The following is an 18,231-nucleotide window of genomic DNA, read 5'->3' as shown; positions in this document are numbered from 1 at the left end:
GGCAGCGGGGTGCACTCGGCTAATCACGTAGGCGCTCGACCAGAGCTGTTTTGATTCCGGGGCGGGTGGCGGCTACCAGCGTGAACGTGGCTTCACGCATCAAACGCTCGGCTGTGTTGCTGCCCACCAGGGAGCGTGAGCCGGTGGCCGCGACGAGAGCCGCTGATACCCGGACCGCGAGCTCGGAGGCTGCGGCGCGGGCGGCAGACATGTCGGCGTCGCCCGCCAGAGCGCTGTCGAGATGTTCACGCACCAGTTCGGCCTGCGCTTGGAACGGTTCCGCGTCGATTCCGAGATCCGCCAACTCTGCCATTGCGCGCCGCGCGACCCCCATCGCCATGGCCCCGTTGAACCACAGGCCGGGTAGTTGGGTGTTCTGGAACTGCTGATCGTCGACAACTGCGGTGACATGGGCGTCGGGGATGGCAAAACCGTCGAAAGCTATTCGGACGGTGTTGCTTCCGCGAGCAGCGATCAGGGGGAGTTCCTCGACGGACAGGCCTGGCGCGTCGGTCGCCTGGACAACGGAGTGGACGATGGAATTGTCGAATTCGTCCCGCGCAGACACGAGAAGGACATCGACGATTCCCCAGCCGGTGACAAAGGGGGCTATCCCGTCGAGGACGTACCCATGATCGACCCGGCGTGCCCACAGCAGTGGAGGGCGCGGGATGGCGCCGGCGTAGGCGACACCGCCCTGCAGTTCCCCGCTGACGAGGTCGTCCCAGTACTGCTCAGTCAGTGCCGTGTTGGTGGTCGATGCCAAGGCACCGACGACGCCGTGATGCTGCATCCAGGTGAATGCGGTCGCGAGGCAACCGCCGCACAGTGTTTCGACAACCTCGACAAGTTCGGCCGCCGACGGTCCGTCCTCGCCGAGCGCGGCCAGGCCGTAGAACCCGTCGGCGGCGAGGGCGTCGAAATGACTGCTCGGAATTTCGCCGTCCGCGTCGACGCTGTCGGCGACGGGGAACAGAACAGTATCGGCGATCTCGCGCGCAAGTTCCGGCCACATGGTCACTGCTTCAGGGTATGCGGTGTGTCAGAAGGACGGGGGAGAACTCACGATCAGGAACCGGGCAATTCGATCGGTTCGGTTGAACCACCGGTGCGGAATGGTCGCCGCGTACAGCAATGTGTCCCCGACGTTCAGCCGATGCCGTTCGTCCAGGCCGACTTCGACGTCGACAGTTCCCTCGAGAATGTGAATGAATTCTTCGCCGGCATGTTCGGTGTGTTCACCGGCTTCGCTGTGCGGCCCCGCCGTGATCTCGTTCGGTTCCATGGTGTGTGACCCGGTGGAACAGAACCGGATGGAGGAATCGTGCGCGAGTTCGAACTTTCGGCCCTCCTGTGCCCGCACCAGACTGGACGGCGTGCGCGCACCTTGGGCGAGTAGCGCATGAGCGGTAGTGCCCAGCGATTGTGCGAGTCGGTGCAGATTCATCACACTCGGCACTGCGCGACCGTTCTCGGTCTGACTCAGAAATGGCTGTGACAGACCGGATTTCATTGCCACCTCACGCATGGTCAATCCGGCTTCCCTGCGCGCGTTGCGCACTGCGATACCGATTGCCGTTGCGATCGCCACTTGGTCGTCGTCCATGTGCTGAACATAGCAGTGCCCGGATAGGGCGTTCGAGCGGAGAATTTCATTACATGCGCGAAACAAAATTGACCACAGCAAGAAATTATCGACGTGCTCAATAGGGAAGTACACAAAACACCCCCAGCTACGGACGGAGATCGGCGCATGGCCATCCATCCAGTCGACGAGCGGTTGCCCTTTGCCCGCCAGTCAGCTTTTGCTCTTCAGCACGTCCTGATCATGTACACAGGCTGCATCACGGTACCGCTGGTGTTCGGTGCGGCCGTGGGCCTGGACCGTAGCACCGTTGCACTTCTGATCAGCGCCGATCTGCTTGTTGCCGGCATCATCACCATCGTTCAGAGCCTCGGTGTGGGGAAGATTGCGGGCGTACGACTTCCGATCGTCTGCGGCGCCACATTCGCCGGTCTGACACCGATGATTCTCATCGCGCAGGAATACGGATTGCAAGCGGTGTACGGCTCCATGCTGGTCGGTGGTGTGGTCGGAATCGCACTGGCAGTGCCGTTTGCCAAGATCGTCCGTTACTTCCCACCGCTTGTCACCGGAGTGGTCCTGACCGTGATCGGTATCTCGCTGATCGGCGTCGCCGGTGGCCTGATCGTCGGAAACGATCCCACCGCACCGTCTTTCGCAGATCCCAAGAACCTTGCGCTGGCCGCAGCTGTCGTTGCGATCGCCGTCGGTTTCATCTGCCTCGGGCGCGGTATGTGGACTCAGCTGGGAGTGCTTATCGCGCTGGTCATCGGTACCGTGATCGCTATTCCGATGGGTCTGATCGACCTCGGCGGTGTATCCGGTTCCGCGTGGGTCGGCATTCCGATGCCCTTCCATTTCGGTGCGCCCGAGTTCCCGGTCACCGCAGTGGTGGCCATGAGCATCGTCATGGCGGTCGTGTTCGCAGAATCGACCGCCAGCATGCTGGCAGTCAGTGAGATCACCGGAAAGCCCTTGAAGAAGGCGGATTTGGCACGTGGCCTGGTGGCCGACGGCATGTCCGGAGTGCTCGGCGGAATCTTCAACGCCTTTGTCGACACCGTGTTCTCGCAGAACGTCGGCGCGGTCGCGACCACCCGGGTGTACAGCCGATACGTCACCGCTACCAGTGGCGCCATCCTCATCGTTCTCGGACTGATCCCCCGAATGGGCGAAGTTGTTGCCGCACTACCTGATCCGGTGGTGGGCGGCGTCGGCATCATCCTGTTCTCCACAGTTGCCGTCGTCGGCATCAACACACTCCGCAAAGTCGACCTCAGCGATCCGATCAATACGACCATTGCCGCAGTATCCGTCGGAATCGGTCTCCTTCCGGAATTCGCGGAAGGAATGTTCGAGAGGTTCCCGTCGTCGGCGCAGATCCTGCTCGGCAGTGGAATCACCCTGGCCGCGGCGTCCGCCTTCACGCTCAACCTGCTGTTCAACCACACCCGACTCGGCGAACTCGCCCGCAGTTCGCGCGAGAGTCTTCCCGAATCACCAGCAGTCGCACAGTCCACAGTCGCACCAACAGGAGACGCCAATGTCGCAGTCACCGCCTGAGACCTTCGAAGTGCCCGTCATCGACATCTCCCCGTACGTTCTCGGCGGTTCGCCGCAGGAGCAGGCCAGAGTTGCCGCCGAGATCGACGATGCCTGTAGCAGAGTGGGATTCATCCAGATCCGAGGTCACGGAATTCCGGCCGAAGCGGCGGGAGGTCTCGCCGGCGCGATGGACGATTTCTTTGCACTACCGATGAAGGCGAAGAACGAGTACCGCGTTGCCGGAGCCAACCGCGGGTACAGCCCACCCAAGAGCGAATCGCTGAGCCTGAGTCTCGGAGTGGAATCCGCGACTCGGATGAACGATTTTTTCGAGGCTTTCAACGTCGGCATCGAGGCCCGGTCGTTCACCGATCTTGATCTCTCCGAGGCGGATTACGGAATCAACGTCTGGCCGGACGTCGAGGAATTCCGGGCCCGGATCGAGTCGTACTACACACACGCCGCACGGGTGGCACGCACACTGACCACTATCTTCGATGATGCACTCGGGCTGACGCCGGGGTTTTTCGGTTCGATCACCGACCACTCGATCGACGTGCTGAGAATGAACAACTACGCGTTGCCCGAGGGAACCGTGACGTTGGACGGTGATCTGAAAGGGATGGGTGAACACACCGACTTCGGGCTTGTCACCGTCCTGTGGGCAGATCAGGTCGAGGGGCTCCAGGTGCTCGGAAGCGACCAGCGGTGGCACGACGTGTGGCCCGAAGACGATGCGCTACTGGTCAATCTGGGCGATCTGACGGCTCAGCTGACCAATGACCGCTGGATGTCGACGCTGCACCGCGTGGCACCTCCCGTGGTGAACGGCACGATCAAGCGTCGTCGGTCCGCCGCGTTTTTCCACGACGGAAACGTCGATGCCATGATCGAAACTCTGCCGAGTTTCTTCGACGAGTCCGGACTGGCGTATGAACCTGTCTCCGTCCGTGATCACATCAAGGCAAAACTGGCCGGATCGCGCCAGGGCAAGTCCAACGCCGCCGCCGGGCGTGAAGCCGAGAGGGTTCGTGTCGCAGCGCAGTTGGAGGCAACATCGTGATTGCCAGGAATCTCGTTCTGGTCCACGGCGCCTGGGCCGGAGGCTGGGTCTGGGACTCGATGCTGGAACCACTGCGAGAACTGGGGTTCAACCCGGTTGTCGTGAATCTTCCGGGGGTCGGTGTCCTCGATCGGAACACCGTCGTAGACCTCGGCGCAGTGACCGATCATGTTGTAGCGGTGCTCGATTCGATGGACGGCCCGGCTGTCCTGGTAGGCCACTCTGGTGGCGGAATCGTGGTGTCACAGGTTGCGGAGCGCGTTCCCGCTGCGGTCGCGGGAATCGTGTACGTCGCCGGGATGATGCTGCCGTCCGGTATGGACTTCGGAATGCTGTGCAACGAACTGGAATTACCGGCGCCCGTCGGGATCTCACGATGGGTGGTCAGCTCGGATGACGAGTTTTCGACTGTGGTCCCACCCGAAGCAGGTGCCGCGGTGTTCTTCCATGAGGCCCCGGTCGCCGACGCGATCGCTGCGTCCCGCAAACTTGTTCCGCAACAGGAAACCGCACGGCTGATGGCGCCGACCATCACCCCAGAGCGCTTCGGCACCGCTGCGCGCCTGTACGTCGAATGCACCTTGGACCGTACAGTTCCGATCGAGACGCAGCGAGGAATGCAGCAGCGAGTGCCCGGCGCCACCGTGGTGAGCCTCGAGACCGATCACGCGCCACAATTGTCGGCGCGCACCGAATTGGTCAGCGCGATTACCGATTTTGCTGCGGACGTACTCAGCCGAACTCGACGCCTTGAGCCAGCGGCAGTTGGTCCGAGTAGTTGATCGTGTTGGTCGCGCGGCGCATGTACGCCTTCCAGGCATCGGACCCCGATTCGCGTCCGCCGCCGGTGTCCTTCTCGCCGCCGAACGCGCCGCCGATCTCTGCGCCCGACGTGCCGATGTTGACGTTGGCAATGCCGCAGTCGGATCCGTCGGCGGCGAGAAACCGTTCGGCCTCCCGCTGATCGAGAGTGAAGATCGAGGATGAAAGCCCTTGCGGCACAGCATTGTGGAGTGCGATGGCGTCGTCGAACTCGCGGTAGGTGACGACGTAGAGGATCGGGGCAAAGGTTTCGGTGTGCATGATGTCGCTCTGTGTCGGCATCCGGACCAGCGCCGGGCGTACGTAGCAACCAATTTCGCCGACGCGCTCTCCGCCGCAGACGACGGTGCCGCCACTCACCTGCGCGGCGGTGAGCGCGGCCTGCATCGCCTCGAATGCGGCATCGTTGATCAGCGGCCCGACCAGGACGCCGTCGTCGAACGGATTACCTACCCGCAGTTGTGCATAGGCGGCCGAAATTCGTGCTACCAGTTCGTCGGCTATCGATTCGTGAACAATCAACCGGCGTAACGACGTACACCGCTGCCCCGCAGTTCCGGCGGCAGAGAAGACGATTCCGCGGACTGCGAGATCAAGATCCGCTGACGGGGTGACAACGGCGGCGTTGTTGCCGCCCAGTTCGAGGAGGCTTCTTCCGAACCTCGCTGCCACGCGCGGCGCCACCTCGCGTCCCATGCGAACCGACCCGGTGGCACTCACCAGAGCGACCTGTGGATTGTCGACCAGGGCCGCACCTACGTCGCGTCCACCGATCACCAGTTGATGAACGTCTTGTGGCGCGCCGCACTCGGCGAGGGCGCGGCGAAGGAGGGTATGGCAGGCCAGCGCGGTCAGAGGGGTGGTCTCGGACGGCTTCCAGACCACCGTGTCTCCGCACACCAGGGCGATGGCGGTGTTCCACGACCACACCGCGACCGGGAAGTTGAAGGCCGAGATGACACCGACAACACCGATGGGGTGCCACGTCTCCATCAGTCTGTGTCCTGGCCGTTCCGAAGGCATTGTCCGCCCGTAGAGTTGACGTGAGAGACCAACCGCGAATTCGCAGATGTCGATCATTTCCTGCACCTCGCCGAGTGCTTCCGACGAGATCTTGCCGGCCTCGAGGGTGACCAGTTCCGCGAGATCGGTTTTGTGCTCGCTCAGGAGTCGGCCGAGTTGTCGCACGACGCCGCCGCGGATCGGCGCAGGAACCGTGCGCCAGTCCACGAACGCGTCATGTGCTGCGGCTACCGCGCTGTGCACATCGCCGGTGGAATGTTGTTCCAGGGTGCGAATTTCGGTGCCGGTGATCGGGGTACGAGCCGTCAGGTTGCCGGTGGGCCACTCGGCTCCGCAGCGAGCAAGCGCGGAGTGGGCGCGCTCGGCGAGAGCGGAAGGATCGGGAAGGTTCACGGGTGAGTCCTTTCGCGGGAGGCGTCCTGCTGCGTACGGTACAACTCGAAAGGGTCGAGGATGGTGTGTCCGATGGCGCCCTCGAGTCGATCCTGCCCGTAATCGGCGCTGTTCGCATCGGAAACGAATCCACCGGGCGAATCGAGATTCGACGCAAAGATCCCAGCGGCCGACGCCGGCAGGAAGTCTTCGTAGACGATGGGTTCGCGAATTATCGTCGAACCGTCACGTCGGTAGGTGAAATACGCGAGGCCGGCGTCGGCAAGGCCGTCCTCCGTGGAGGGAAACATCTCCTCCCATACCGCTGTGTCGGGGGAGGAGATCAGAGCGTCATAGATCTCGCGGCCCTTGCGGGTCAGCGCTATGCCGCGGGCCTCGACTTCACCGAAGCGCACGCGGACGGGGGCATCGTGCACCGAACCGTCGGGCTCGCGGAACGGGCGGTTCTCCGCCAAAGCCCGAAAAGAGGTCTGCCGCAACAGGAGTGGTGGACCGCCCCATCGTGGTGGTCCCTGAATCCGGTCGATCATGGTGACGCCGCGCTCGGTCATGCGGCGATACAGATCGTCGATGTCGAGTACGCGTGGAGTGAGATGGTTGAGGTGGGTCGAGCTTTGGCCCGCGATATCCGCGGCCACCGGGGAGATCTGCGCAAGTTCTCGGTACCAGGGCGCGTCGATCGGCTCGGTTCCGAGGCGGAAGGCGCGGGTGGCGGCGTCGACGAAGTGAGTGGCCTTCGGCTCCGGTAACCCGTTGTCGCGCTGCGCGGCAGCGGCCAGGCGAAGTAGGTCGGGGGAGAAGAGACACCGTGTGTCCAGGTATGCAGTGATGCGGCGCTGGAGATCGGCGGTGAAGAAGCGCTTGTCGCCGGCAGTGAGAACCGAAGTGAAGACGCGGAATGGGTTCAATGCGAGTTCTCGCGGATCGGTGGGACGGAACGCGGTAGAGACCACGGGAACGGGGGGATCGGTGAGCCGGAGATCGTAGAACCCGACGGCAGACATCCCGAGGGCGCCGAAAATCGTCGCGACGTCGCGCAGTTCGCCGAGTGTGCCCAGCCGGATCGCACCGTGGCGTTCCGCGCTGATCCGGCCCAGGGTTCCCCAGCGTTCCGAGCCTGGATGGGTGGCTGTGTAATCCCGATTGACCTGCAGTGTTACGTCGACCAGCGTGTTGTAGGCGGGAACCTCGTTCCCGTACATCCGAGACAGTTCGGCGGCAAAGCGAGAACGTAACTGCCACTTTTCAAGCATGTGTATGTCCGGTTACGTTAATCTTCGCGGGTGGGTGACGAACAGAATGACGGCGGAACTCTTCCGGTCGACGACACGGACAAGTTGTTGATTCGAGAGCTTGTTGTGGACGGGCGTGCCACTTTGGCGAGTCTTGCCGACAAGGCGGGACTGTCGATCTCGGCGGTGCAATCGCGGGTGCGTCGGCTTGAATCGCGCAACGTGATCCGGGGGTACACGGCAAAGATCGATCCGGAAGCCGTGGGTCAGAATCTGTCGGCATTTGTCGCGATCTCCCCTCTGGATCCTTCTCAGCCCGACGATGCGCCGGCCAGGCTTCGGCACTTGCCCCAAGTGGTGTCGTGTCACTCGGTAGCCGGGGCCGAAAGCTACGTTCTTCTTGTGCGGGTCGCCTCGCCTCGGGCGTTGGAGGCGTTGCTGCAGGAGATCCGAACGGCGGCCAATGTGAGCACCCGTAGCACGGTCATTCTTCAAACATTTTACGACGAATGACCTCTCCGCAGTAATTTTTCCATCGAATCATCGACATAGCAATAATTTTGACTTAATCTTTGCGTATGAGTACCGCGACGCAAGGCTTCGACGGCAGTGCGGATTTCCCGGTGTTCGAGGTCCTGTCCGCCAGTATTCTCACGGACGGATTCGATCTGGTTCTCGATCTCGAACGCTCGCACGGTGTGTATCTACGAGATCTCCGCACCCGTGTCGACTATCTGGACATGTTCGGGTTCTTCGGGTCGTCGGCGCTCGGAATGAACCACCCGGACATCGCCGACGACGAGGCGTTCTCGCGCGAATTGGCAATGGTCGCAGCAAACAAGCCGAGTAATTCCGACATCTACAGCGTGCCGATGGCGCAATTTGTCGACGCCTTTGTTCGGGTACTGGGCGATCCCGCGTTACCACACCTGTTTTTCGTGGACGGCGGAGCGCTGGCTGTGGAGAACGCACTGAAGGTGGCGTTCGACTGGAAGAGCAGGCTGAACGAAAGTGCGGGACGCTCACCGGATCTCGGAACCAAGGTGTTACACCTGACCGAGGCCTTCCATGGGCGCAGTGGCTACACGATGTCCCTCACCAACACCGATCCGGGAAAGGTTGCCCGATTTCCCAAGTTCGACTGGCCCCGGATCACCTCGCCGTATCTCTCCGGCGGGCGCGACGTCGAGGCTGTCGAGCAGGACACTCTGGCACAGGCCCGGCGCGCATTTCACGAGAATCCGCACGACATCGCCTGTTTCATCGCCGAACCGATCCAGGGTGAGGGTGGTGACCACCATTTCCGGCCGCAGTTTCTCCAGGCGATGCAGCAATTGTGCCGCGAGAACGATGCGCTGTTTGTCCTCGACGAAGTGCAGACCGGGTGCGGATCAACCGGAACGGCCTGGGCTTACCAACAATTGGGGCTGGCGCCGGACGTCGTGGCATTCGGGAAGAAGACTCAGGTCTGCGGCATCATGGCCGGCGGCCGCGTCGACGAGGTGCACGACAACGTCTTTCGTGTCAGTTCGCGGATCAACTCGACCTGGGGTGGCAATCTCACCGACATGGTGCGTGCCCGGCACATTCTCGAGGTCATCGAACGCGACCGATTGATCGACCGGGTTCGATTCACCGGCGCGCACCTGCTTGCGCGACTGACCGCGGCAAGCGAGAAGTTCGACGACCTCACCGAACCCCGCGGACGTGGCCTCATGTGCGCGATCACCCTGAGCACCAGCGAGTTACGTGACCGAGTGGTGACCGCGCTGCGCGACGACGAGCGTGTCCTCATTCTGCCGAGCGGGCAGCGCGGAATTCGGTTCCGCCCACCGCTGACCGTGACAACCGGGGAGTTGGACGCAGCGGTGGACGCCGTCGAGCGGGTGCTGCACGCACTTACCGCGTGAGCTCGGCCCAGATCCGATCCGGTGTCATCGGAGTGGCGCGGCACCGGACACCCACCGCGTCGAAGATGGCGTTTGCCAGTGCCGGCGCAACGGGATTGAACGGCGCTTCGCTCATGGACTTGGCGCCGAATGGTCCCAACTTGTCGTAGGTATCGGCAAAAAGTACCTCCGTGATCGGGAGATCCGCCAACTGCGGAACGTGATAGTTGCGCAGTTGCGGATTCACCACCTGGCCGTCGTCGATGACGATCTCCTCGAACATCGCTGCGCCGAGTGCCTGTCCCACACCACCTTCCACCTGCCCACGCAATTGCGCGGGGTTCAGCACCGTGCCGGCGTCGGCAGCCTGGACCGACTGGAGAATGATCACCCGGCCCGTTGCGGTATCCACCGCGACCCGAAAGCCGTGCACGTTGAACGCCACCGACCGCGGCGAGCCGTCATGGTGGCCGTCGGCCGAGAGCGGTCCGCCGTCGAGGAGCGCCGCGAAGCCGAGACGACCCGTTGTGGTGGTCACACCGTCCGTCGTGAGTTCGACAGGACCGCCACACAGCGATTGTGCGCGGGCGAGTATCCGATCCCGGAGGCGTTCACAGGCGATCTGGAGAGCCTTGCCCGCCACGACGGTGCCGGCCGAACCGAAGGCGCCGGTGTCGTGGCCACCGATATCGGTGTCGGATTGAGCGATCACAATGCGATCAACGGTGGTTCGCAATTCAGTGGCGGCGATCTGATGATGAACTGTTGTTGTCCCGTTACCGAATTCGGCGGTGCCGATCCGAACCACGTACCGCCCGTCGGCTTCGAGGGTGACCGAGGTGTCGGCGAAGTGTCCGCGCGGGGGGATCGTGGCGATCATCGCAACGGCCATGCCCTGTCCCGTTTTCCACCGGGGTCCGTCGGGCGGTGCCTGCCCTCGTCCGCTCGACAGGGCGCGCTCGACCAGATCCAGGCATTGATCGAGACCGTAGCTACCGAACTCGAGGTCGCCTTCTTCGATGTGCCAGTCCACGAAGTCGTCACCCGGAACCACTACGTTGCGTCGACGGAACTCGAACGGGTCGACACCAAGTTTCCGGGCGAGTTGATCCATCGCGGATTCGACGGCAAAGATGATCTGCCCCAGACCGTAGCCGCGGAACGCACCAGATGGCACGTTGTTCGTGTACACCGCCTCGGCGTCGACGCGTTTGTTCGGGCAACGGTAGACGGCAATAGATTCCGCGCAGCCGTGGAACATCACTCCGACAGAATGGTTGCCGTATGCGCCCGCGTCGGACAGGACATCGATCGCCAGCGCGCTCAGGTGGCCTTGCTCGTCAGCGCCCAACCGGACCGACACCCGCATCGGGTGCCGCGACGGCGCCATGGTGAACTGATCGCTGCGGCTGAACTCGTACTGCACCGGTCGGCCGGTCTTCCGGACGGCAAGGGCAACGAGGTCCTCGGTCAGCATTTCCTGCTTGCCGCCGAAACCGCCACCCACTCGCGCGGTGAACACGCGGACTTCCTCGCGGGCGAGATCGAAGATGTGTGCCACTTCGTCGCGAACCAGGAACGGCACCTGCGTGCTGCTGCGAATGACAAGCCGGCCATCGGAGTCCAGCCAGCCCACTGCGGCATGCGTTTCCATCGCGACGTGCTGAACCCGAGCGGTCTGCCACGTGCCTTCGACAACGGCAGCGGATGCACGCAGGGCTTTCTCGACATCGCCCACTCCGTCGTGGAGCGCGGCGACGACGTTGCGCGTCGGCTCGGCGATACGCGCGGCAACGTCCTTGTCTGCGTGCAGGAGCGGCGCCCCGGGCGCTCGAGCGGGTTCAGGATCGAACACCGCTGAGCGAACCTCGAACTCGACCTCGATCAGCGCCAGTGCGCGCTGTGCGTCCCGCGGCGTTTCTGCGATGACAGCGGCAACTCGCTGACCGATGAAACGCACGGTGCGGTCGAAGATGCGGGTGTCGTCCGGGTCGTCGGTGCGGTTCTGATGGCGCGCTGTGGAAAAGAGAACATCCGGGCTGTCGAGATAGGTGAGAACTGCCACGACGCCGGGCGCGGACTGCGCTGCGGCAGTGTTGATCTCCTTGATGTACGCATGGGCGTGCGGGCTGCCGAGAACCGCCGCGTGCACCAAGCCCGACGGGACGTCGCCCGCGGCGAGATCCAGAGTGAAGGGTTCCGTTCCGGTGACGATTCGACTCGAAGCCGGGGCCGCGATGGAACGACCCTGAGCTACCGAGCGATCCGCGTCCTCGACGTTTTTGGCGCCGGCCAGGGCATCGCAGATCGAGCGATACCCCGTGCAGCGGCACAGGTTTCCCTTCATCGACTGCGGCAGGTTCTCCTTCTGGGCGGGTGTCAACGCCGACGCCGTCACCACCATGCCTGCGGTGCAGAAACCGCATTGAAATCCGCCGGCGTCGACAAAAGCCTGCTGCGTCGGGTGCAGATTGCCTTCCGTGCCGAGGCCGGTTGCGGTCACAATCTCGTGCCCACCGACACGGTGCGCCGGAAAGATGCACGAATGCGTGGGCGTGCCGTCCAGCAGCACCGAACACGCGCCACAATCCCCGGCGTCACACCCCTTCTTGACGGACATGACGCCGTGCTCGCGCAGGAACGTCCGCAAACACTGGCCCGGACGTGGTTCGTCGTCGCGGGCAACCCCGTCGACGGAGTACTTCATGTGAGTTCCTCCCTGACCTCTTCGGCCAGTAGTGCTGTCATCGACTCACGCCAGGGCGCGCTGCCGTGGACGTCCGTGAAATAACAGTCAGCCGGGATCACCCGAAGTGCGTCGGCCAACTCGGACGCGCTCGGGTGGGCGTCGAATCGCAGCACGTGGGGCCGTCGTGTTGCCGCCGTGACGCTGAGTGTGAAGCCCGCGGCGTCTTTTCGGCCCGCCACGACAACGGCAGATCGTCCGAGCGAGGTTTGAGCGAGCTTGCGTAATGCGGTGCGGGCGAGCAGCGAGGGAGTGGGAAGAGTGATACAACGAATGATGTCACCGACGCCTAGCGTATTTGTGCCGTCGCCGGTCACAAAGTCTTTTACGGCCACTCGGTATTCGCTTCCGCCCGGCTGCCACACGGTCAATTCGCCGTCGAGGGTGACGGCCATCGTGGTCATGGCGCCGGCGGGAAACGACAGAGCGATGTTTCCGCCGACGGTGGCGTGGCGCAACACTTTCCACGATGCCAGCAGCGCGTCCGCGCAGTCCCGAAACAACTGCCGCGCCCGGAACGGTGCCACAAGTTCGGAGCGGCACAGTTCCTCGATCGTGCACGTCGCGGCAATCTCGAGGCCCTGCTCGTTGACTGTGAGCGACTCCCAGCCGAAGCCGGCCAGATCGACAAGCGTGCTCAGGTGAGGCTGAGGTTCGGAGTACAGCCAGGTACCGCCGCCGATGAATCCGACACCGGTCGACGGACCGGGCAAATCGGTCCGAGTGGCCGGTACCAGAACCTGATCGACCGTGTGCAGATCCATTGTCGGCTCACCCGGCCTTTCGCACCAGGTCGAGGTGAGCGCGAGCAACGTCCGATGCGACGACGTCCTCGTCGATCGTGGTTACCCGATCGTCGGTGACCACAACCGCACCGTTCACCATCAGCAGTTTCAACGGCGGTGTCGAGCCGAGTACCAACGCCGCGACCGGGTCGGTGATTCCGGTGTGCGCGAGTGTGTTCAGATCCCACACCGCGAGGTCGGCGAGTTTTCCCACCTCGAGGGAGCCGATCTCCTGCTCACGGCCGAGAACCCTAGCGCCCCCGATGGTGCCGAGTTCCAGTGCGGTGCGAACCGTCAAAGCCTGGGGGCCGCCGCGGGCGCGGGCGAACAGGAGGGCGTGGCGCGACTCCTCGACCAGACTGCACGCCTCGTTGCTGGCGGCGCCGTCGACTCCGAGCCCGATGGTGACACCGGCATCGAGCAAATCGCGGGTGCGCGCGATCCCGGCGCCGAGTCGGGCATTGGACGTAGGGCAGTGCGCCGCAGCGGTTCCCGTGCGCGCCATGGTCTCGATCGCGGAATCGTCGAGATGAACGGCGTGCGCGAACCACACGTCCGGGCCGACCCAGCCGACTCGCTCCATGTACTCCATCGGCGTGCAGCCGAACAGCTCTGCGCAGAAGTCCTGTTCGTCCAGCGTCTCCGCCAAATGGGTGTGCATTCGGACGCCGGAATCCCGCGCCAGAACGGCAGACTCGCGGAGTAACGCCTCGGTGACCGAGAACGGGGAGCAGGGTGCTACCGCGATCCGGAGCATCGAATCGGGGCTGGGGTCGTGCCACCGATCAATGACCGACGCGGTGCCGGTGAGGATGTCGTCCAGTTTCTCCACCACGTGATCAGGCGGTAGTCCGCCGGAACTCCGCCCGAGGTCCATCGACCCCCGTGTTGGATGGAATCGCAGGCCGACCTGCGCTGCCGCCGTGATCTCCGCTTCGAACACATCGCCGGCATCGCGTGGGACCACATAGTGATGATCGGTGGTGGTGGTGCATCCCGTCTTCGCCAACGCAGCGAGGCCACCGGTTGCGGCCGTATGCACTGCGCCGGCGTCGATACCGGCCCAGATCGGGTAGAGCGTGGTCAGCCACTCGAACAGCGTCGAATCGGCAGCCAGGCCGCGAGTGATCCACTGGTACAGGTGATGGTGAGTGTTCACCAGACCCGGCGTCACGAGGCAACCGCGGGCGTCGACGGTACGTGCCCCGGGAAACTCCGGAGCCGGCCCGGGGCCGACGGCTGTGATCATGTTCCCGGTGACCGCAACGTACCCGTCGGTGAATTCGGTTCGAGCGCCGTCCATCGTGACGACGTGGGCACCCCTGATGACGAAATCGGTCACGAAAGCCATCCGGCATAGGTGGTCCACGACGGGCCGGCGTCCGGTGCGTCGGAGCGAGCGACGGCCGCCTGGATCAGACCGTACGGGCGATCCGCGGCCTGGAACACCTCGTTGTCGTTCTCGATACCGAAACGGCCGAGTGCGTAGTCGAAATGGTGCTTGTTGGGTGCGGACAGCCGCACCTCGGCGATGATCGGGAACTCCTCGAGGATTGCCTTGCCGATCTGGAACAAGGTCTGCTGCAACGCAAGTGAGTGCACCGTCGCGAACTGCTTCACGATCTGAGCCTTGATCCCGACGTACACCGATTCCCAGTCGACGTCGGTGGTGACAAATCGCCACTGCGCTACCAGCGTGGTGGCCATGACGCGGTCCTGCGTCGGTTCGAGAACGGTGTACGGATCCTGGAGGAACCCGGAGAACTCACTTCCGGTGGACTTGAGCAGAACCAGGTCCTTCAAGCCGCCGATCACCCAGGTTCCCGCGTCGTCGTGCGTGATCGACGCGGTTCGCACTTCCTGTCCCTTACGAATCCACGTGTGATCGTGCTCGGCTCCGTCGACCACCGCGCGCTCCCAGGCGTACTCCTCGATCTCGATCCGTGCGCCGGTCACCGGTTCGATGTCGTCGACAAAATGCGACGCGAGTTCGAGGCCGTACGACTCGATCGAGATCAGGCCCTTTTCCTTGGCGTAGGCGTACGCCGTCTGCTTCTGAGTGTCGGTGGGTAGCACCTTCGACTGATCGCCGGTGAGGTAGGCATCGGCGAAATCGCCTCGCAGACAAGTGGAGACGTTGATGTCGTGAATCTCGTGGCGCGGTGTGTCGCGGTAGATCCGGACAACACGATTCTCGGCCTTGCCGTACTGGTGCCCGGTGAGTTCGATGGTCCCGGAGAGCGGTGCGGTGGTCGTGTTGATGGTGTTCACAGTGGTTCTCAGCTCCCGCGATAGGTGGAATAGGCAAAGGGGGACAGCAACAGCGGGACGTGATATCCACGGCTCGTGTCGTCTATCCGGAAGGTCACTGTCACTTCCGGGTAGAAGGTTTGCTTTCCGATCGACTCGAAATATGTTCCGGTGTCGAAGATCAGGCGGTAGGTGCCGGGAGTCAGGCCGTCCGGGGCAAGTTCGGCGACCCGGCCGTCGGAATCGGTGTGGGCCTGAGAAATCGGTGAACCGTCCGGCCCGCACAGTTGGACGTGGACACCTGCGGCCGGGTTGCCTGTCGTCGCATCGAGGATGTGTGTGCTCAGTACCTTGCTCATGCATCATCTCCGGACAACGAGTCGATCAGACGGTTGAGTCTGATGCGATTGATAGCGGCCAACTCGATTCGTAGCACGCGGCGTTCGGTCTCCGGATCGTTTTCCAGTCGCCTGCGGAGTATGTCGAGCAGTTCGGTGGCCGAGCGGCCGCTTGCACAGACGAGGTAGACGTGTGAGAACTTGTCCTCGTACTCGGCATTCTTGATTCGCAACTGCTCGAGGACGTCGGCGCCGGCCGCGGATACCGCAGCCTGTTCGCGGCTCGACGACGCATTCTCGGTGCGCTCACCGATACGCGGGTGCCCCGCGATGGCATTGTCGATCTCGGATTCGGGTAGGTCGCGCAGGACGGAATCCGCGCTGGTCAGGAGAGCGTCGACACTCGCGAAGGGCCGTGCCGCCACGAGCGAGTTCGCCCAGGCGTCGGAGTGGCAACAGTCGAGCAGAGCCTTGTGCACCGATTGGTCTGCGAGTGCGTTGAACGCATCGAGACCGCTGGAATTCGTTGTAGGCATGTCCACAGCATTATCCGAACATGTTTCGGAAATGTAGCGCAGCAATTACGGGCGATCGTACGTCGCAATTGTCGTGAGTGTCATAAGTCGTGAGGGTGTCATCGCCTATGTTCGTAGGTATGACTGACAATCCGAAGTTGTCCTCCGTTGTTCCTTCGCTGGCGAACTTGCGTGATATCGGGGGACCGGAGTCCCGCTTCGGCGGTTCGGTGCGAACCGGCGCGGTGTACCGCTCCACCGATCTTGCGTCGCTCGGCAAAGAAGGGGAGCAGACGCTGGCCGACTTGGCCGTCACCACGATCTACGACCTGCGAACCGCCTCCGAGCGCGAAACAGCACCGGACCGGACCCCGTCCGGAATCCGGGAACTCGGACTGGACGTATTGGCGGACAAGCAGTATCGAGCTATCCCGGCCCAGATGCAGCAGGTGATCGCAGATCCCCGGGCCGCGTCCGAGTTGCTCGGAAGCGGGCAGGCGCTCGAGTACTTCCAGGGCAGCTACCGAGATTTTGTGACCCTGCCGAGCGCGGTGGCGTCGTACCGCCAGTTGTTCCTCGACCTGGCAGAGCCGTCCAGTGCCCCGGCACTCATTCACTGCACGACGGGTAAAGACCGGACGGGATGGGCCGCGGCGGCGCTGTTGCTCTTCCTCGGTGCGTCGAAGGACGCGGTGTTCGAGGATTACCTGCTCACCAACACGGTCCTGCTACCGCTGTTCGCGCCGCTCTTCGAGAAATTTGCCGCCTCGGGAGGGGATCCGGCACTGCTCGAAGGAGTTCTGGGCGTACGGCCCGAATACCTGGAGGCATCGCTTGCCGAACTGGAATCGGTACACGGTTCCATCGAGGCGTATTTCACCGACGGGCTCAAGATCGACCAGGACACTCAGACTCGGTTGCGCGGCAACCTGATCGGCTGAACGCAGGGTCAGACGGCGCGGGCCCGTCGCCGGTATCCGACGGCCGCGGCGATCCCGATGCCGATCGCGATACCGACCAGATCGGCGGCCGCGTCCCACACCGAACCCGAACGGGAAATCGGCAGGACCCCCTGCAGGACTTCGGACACCGCGGCAAACGCGATCAGCCACAGCGCCGTGAGCCACCAGGGGATTCGGGCGTGCAACGACGTCATCGCCAGAACCACGAACATCAACATGTGGGTGACCTTGTCGCTGTTCTCCGGCCCGGACGGAACGGTGGATCCGGGGGAGAACAACATGACCAGTGCGATCACCACAGCGATGGCAAGTGGCCAGTACCGGTTGTACGTCATCCGCGAGTCACCGTGAGTTCGAGGGCGCCCTCGGCAAAACGCGAAACCGCGTCCGCTGCGGTAGCAAGAGCGTCGTCGTGGCCCGATCTTGCCCAACCGGTGAGTTCGGCGGTGGCGCCATTTGGCGTCAGCAGAACCTCCGCCAGAAGTTCACCGGTATTGGGTTGGCACACCGCCCACGAGTAAAGGGTGTTCTCGGCCCACTGAGATGTCCGGAGATCTACGTAACCGGGGTCGCTGATCCCTCCGTCGGCAAGCGCCGGTCGGTCGTCGACACGCTCGTCCGCGCGCAACGCTCGCAGGTACCACGCGCCCGCATTGATCTCTATCGGGTCCATGAATTCAGGAATTCCTGTCGTCGCGACGTTTCTTCTTGCGTTCTTTGTCCGTCCCGAACAGCAGTGCGCCGGCCAGCGGAATGGCAAGGAACCACAGCCACGTACCGGTGACGAAGAAGAGGATGAGGGCAAGAATCGGGATGACCGCCATGATGCGACCGGACCAGTCGGGGTCGAACTTCCGCGCTGGAACCGAAGCAGATGTGGCGGCGGGAGATGGAACGGGATCGGGAAGATCCTTGAAAACCGGAGCGAGCTCACTGCGAGTTGTTGCAGCCGTGATGATTCCACTGCGCTCGTCGAACTCCGAGACAGTGAGGCGACCGGCGGCAAAATGCTCGGTCAGCGCCGTCAATGCCTGCTCACGTTCAGCAGTGCCGATACGAATGTCGGGAACATCAGCCATGGGT

Annotated in this window: 19 protein-coding genes; 6 read left to right on the top strand and 13 right to left on the bottom strand. The window is 63.2% G+C overall.

Features of this window, described 5'->3' with window-relative positions; all coding sequences use genetic code 11:
* Positions 1 to 19: 19 nt before the first annotated feature.
* Positions 20 to 1,021, bottom strand: coding sequence for an acyl-CoA dehydrogenase family protein (locus tag V2B23_RS19620; RefSeq protein ID WP_430951867.1), 1,002 nt, complete (start codon positions 1,019 to 1,021; stop codon positions 20 to 22).
* Positions 1,022 to 1,042: 21 nt separating this feature from the next.
* Positions 1,043 to 1,606, bottom strand: coding sequence for a helix-turn-helix domain-containing protein (locus tag V2B23_RS19615; protein WP_430951866.1), 564 nt, complete (start codon positions 1,604 to 1,606; stop codon positions 1,043 to 1,045).
* A 147-nt stretch (positions 1,607 to 1,753) separates the two neighbouring features.
* Between V2B23_RS19615 and V2B23_RS19610 the strand changes: the two genes are divergently transcribed.
* Genes V2B23_RS19610 through V2B23_RS19600 form a run of 3 tightly spaced genes read left to right on the top strand, consistent with a single transcriptional unit; the run spans position 1,754 to position 4,975 of the window.
* A complete protein-coding gene (locus tag V2B23_RS19610; protein ID WP_430951865.1) occupies positions 1,754 to 3,148 on the top strand; it encodes a uracil-xanthine permease family protein in 1,395 nt (464 codons plus the stop codon).
* Positions 3,129 to 4,193, top strand: a complete 1,065-nt coding sequence (locus V2B23_RS19605; protein WP_430951864.1) for an isopenicillin N synthase family dioxygenase — start codon at positions 3,129 to 3,131, stop codon at positions 4,191 to 4,193. The genes V2B23_RS19610 and V2B23_RS19605 overlap by 20 nt, the downstream gene beginning before the upstream one ends.
* Positions 4,190 to 4,975: an alpha/beta fold hydrolase gene (locus tag V2B23_RS19600; RefSeq protein ID WP_430951863.1), complete on the top strand. Its 786-nt coding sequence runs from the start codon at positions 4,190 to 4,192 to the stop codon at positions 4,973 to 4,975. The genes V2B23_RS19605 and V2B23_RS19600 overlap by 4 nt, the downstream gene beginning before the upstream one ends.
* Here V2B23_RS19600 and amaB read toward each other — a convergent pair.
* Both amaB and hglS read right to left on the bottom strand, forming a co-directional pair.
* A complete protein-coding gene (gene amaB / locus V2B23_RS19595; RefSeq protein ID WP_430951862.1) occupies positions 4,926 to 6,431 on the bottom strand; it encodes an L-piperidine-6-carboxylate dehydrogenase in 1,506 nt (501 codons plus the stop codon). The two genes, V2B23_RS19600 and amaB, sit on opposite strands and share 50 nt — an antisense overlap.
* Entirely contained in the window at positions 6,428 to 7,684 is a 1,257-nt protein-coding gene (gene hglS, locus V2B23_RS19590; RefSeq protein ID WP_430951861.1) for a 2-oxoadipate dioxygenase/decarboxylase, read from the bottom strand. The genes amaB and hglS overlap by 4 nt, the downstream gene beginning before the upstream one ends.
* 30 nt (positions 7,685 to 7,714) lie before the next feature.
* Between hglS and V2B23_RS19585 the strand changes: the two genes are divergently transcribed.
* Positions 7,715 to 8,176, top strand: a complete 462-nt coding sequence (locus V2B23_RS19585; RefSeq protein WP_430951860.1) for an Lrp/AsnC family transcriptional regulator — start codon at positions 7,715 to 7,717, stop codon at positions 8,174 to 8,176.
* Between the two features lie 65 nt (positions 8,177 to 8,241).
* Positions 8,242 to 9,573, top strand: a complete 1,332-nt coding sequence (lat, locus tag V2B23_RS19580) for an L-lysine 6-transaminase (RefSeq protein ID WP_430951859.1) — start codon at positions 8,242 to 8,244, stop codon at positions 9,571 to 9,573.
* On the opposite strand, the gene V2B23_RS19575 is transcribed toward lat, so the two are convergent.
* The 6 genes from V2B23_RS19575 to uraD are packed head-to-tail and all read right to left on the bottom strand — an operon-like array spanning position 9,563 to position 16,207.
* Positions 9,563 to 12,259, bottom strand: coding sequence for a molybdopterin-dependent oxidoreductase (locus V2B23_RS19575; RefSeq protein WP_430951858.1), 2,697 nt, complete (start codon positions 12,257 to 12,259; stop codon positions 9,563 to 9,565). The genes lat and V2B23_RS19575 overlap by 11 nt on opposite strands.
* Positions 12,256 to 13,062 carry an FAD binding domain-containing protein gene (locus V2B23_RS19570; RefSeq protein ID WP_430951857.1) on the bottom strand — a complete coding sequence of 269 codons (807 nt, stop codon included), beginning with the start codon at positions 13,060 to 13,062 and terminating at the stop codon, positions 12,256 to 12,258. The genes V2B23_RS19575 and V2B23_RS19570 overlap by 4 nt, the downstream gene beginning before the upstream one ends.
* Positions 13,063 to 13,069: 7 nt before the next feature.
* Complete coding sequence (locus V2B23_RS19565; protein WP_430951856.1) at positions 13,070 to 14,434, bottom strand: 8-oxoguanine deaminase; 1,365 nt, start codon at positions 14,432 to 14,434, stop codon at positions 13,070 to 13,072.
* Positions 14,422 to 15,345 (bottom strand): factor-independent urate hydroxylase, encoded by a 924-nt coding sequence (gene pucL / locus V2B23_RS19560; protein ID WP_430951969.1) that lies wholly within the window; start codon positions 15,343 to 15,345, stop codon positions 14,422 to 14,424. Before pucL ends, V2B23_RS19565 begins: the two co-directional genes overlap by 13 nt.
* Before the next feature lie 17 nt (positions 15,346 to 15,362).
* Positions 15,363 to 15,692 (bottom strand): hydroxyisourate hydrolase, encoded by a 330-nt coding sequence (gene uraH / locus V2B23_RS19555; RefSeq protein WP_430951855.1) that lies wholly within the window; start codon positions 15,690 to 15,692, stop codon positions 15,363 to 15,365.
* Complete coding sequence (gene uraD, locus V2B23_RS19550) at positions 15,689 to 16,207, bottom strand: 2-oxo-4-hydroxy-4-carboxy-5-ureidoimidazoline decarboxylase (RefSeq protein WP_430951854.1); 519 nt, start codon at positions 16,205 to 16,207, stop codon at positions 15,689 to 15,691. Before uraD ends, uraH begins: the two co-directional genes overlap by 4 nt.
* Positions 16,208 to 16,326: 119 nt before the next feature.
* Between uraD and V2B23_RS19545 the strand changes: the two genes are divergently transcribed.
* Positions 16,327 to 17,127, top strand: a complete 801-nt coding sequence (locus tag V2B23_RS19545) for a tyrosine-protein phosphatase (RefSeq protein ID WP_430951853.1) — start codon at positions 16,327 to 16,329, stop codon at positions 17,125 to 17,127.
* An 8-nt stretch (positions 17,128 to 17,135) separates the two neighbouring features.
* Here the strand turns inward: V2B23_RS19545 and V2B23_RS19540 are convergent, their stop codons facing one another.
* Genes V2B23_RS19540 through V2B23_RS19530 form a run of 3 tightly spaced genes read right to left on the bottom strand, consistent with a single transcriptional unit; the run spans position 17,136 to position 18,227 of the window.
* Entirely contained in the window at positions 17,136 to 17,483 is a 348-nt protein-coding gene (locus tag V2B23_RS19540; RefSeq protein ID WP_430951852.1) for a VanZ family protein, read from the bottom strand.
* Positions 17,480 to 17,821: a hypothetical protein gene (locus V2B23_RS19535; protein WP_430951851.1), complete on the bottom strand. Its 342-nt coding sequence runs from the start codon at positions 17,819 to 17,821 to the stop codon at positions 17,480 to 17,482. Before V2B23_RS19535 ends, V2B23_RS19540 begins: the two co-directional genes overlap by 4 nt.
* A 4-nt stretch (positions 17,822 to 17,825) precedes the next feature.
* The gene (locus V2B23_RS19530; protein ID WP_430951850.1) at positions 17,826 to 18,227 is read right to left on the bottom strand and encodes a DUF1707 SHOCT-like domain-containing protein; all 402 of its coding nucleotides are present in this window, start codon (positions 18,225 to 18,227) and stop codon (positions 17,826 to 17,828) included.
* Positions 18,228 to 18,231: the final 4 nt, after the last annotated feature.

It is taken from the genome of Rhodococcus sp. 24CO (genome assembly GCF_050586165.1).
Classification (GTDB): Bacteria; Actinomycetota; Actinomycetes; order Mycobacteriales; family Mycobacteriaceae; genus Rhodococcus_F.
This window is presented reverse-complemented; position numbering and strand designations above follow the sequence as displayed.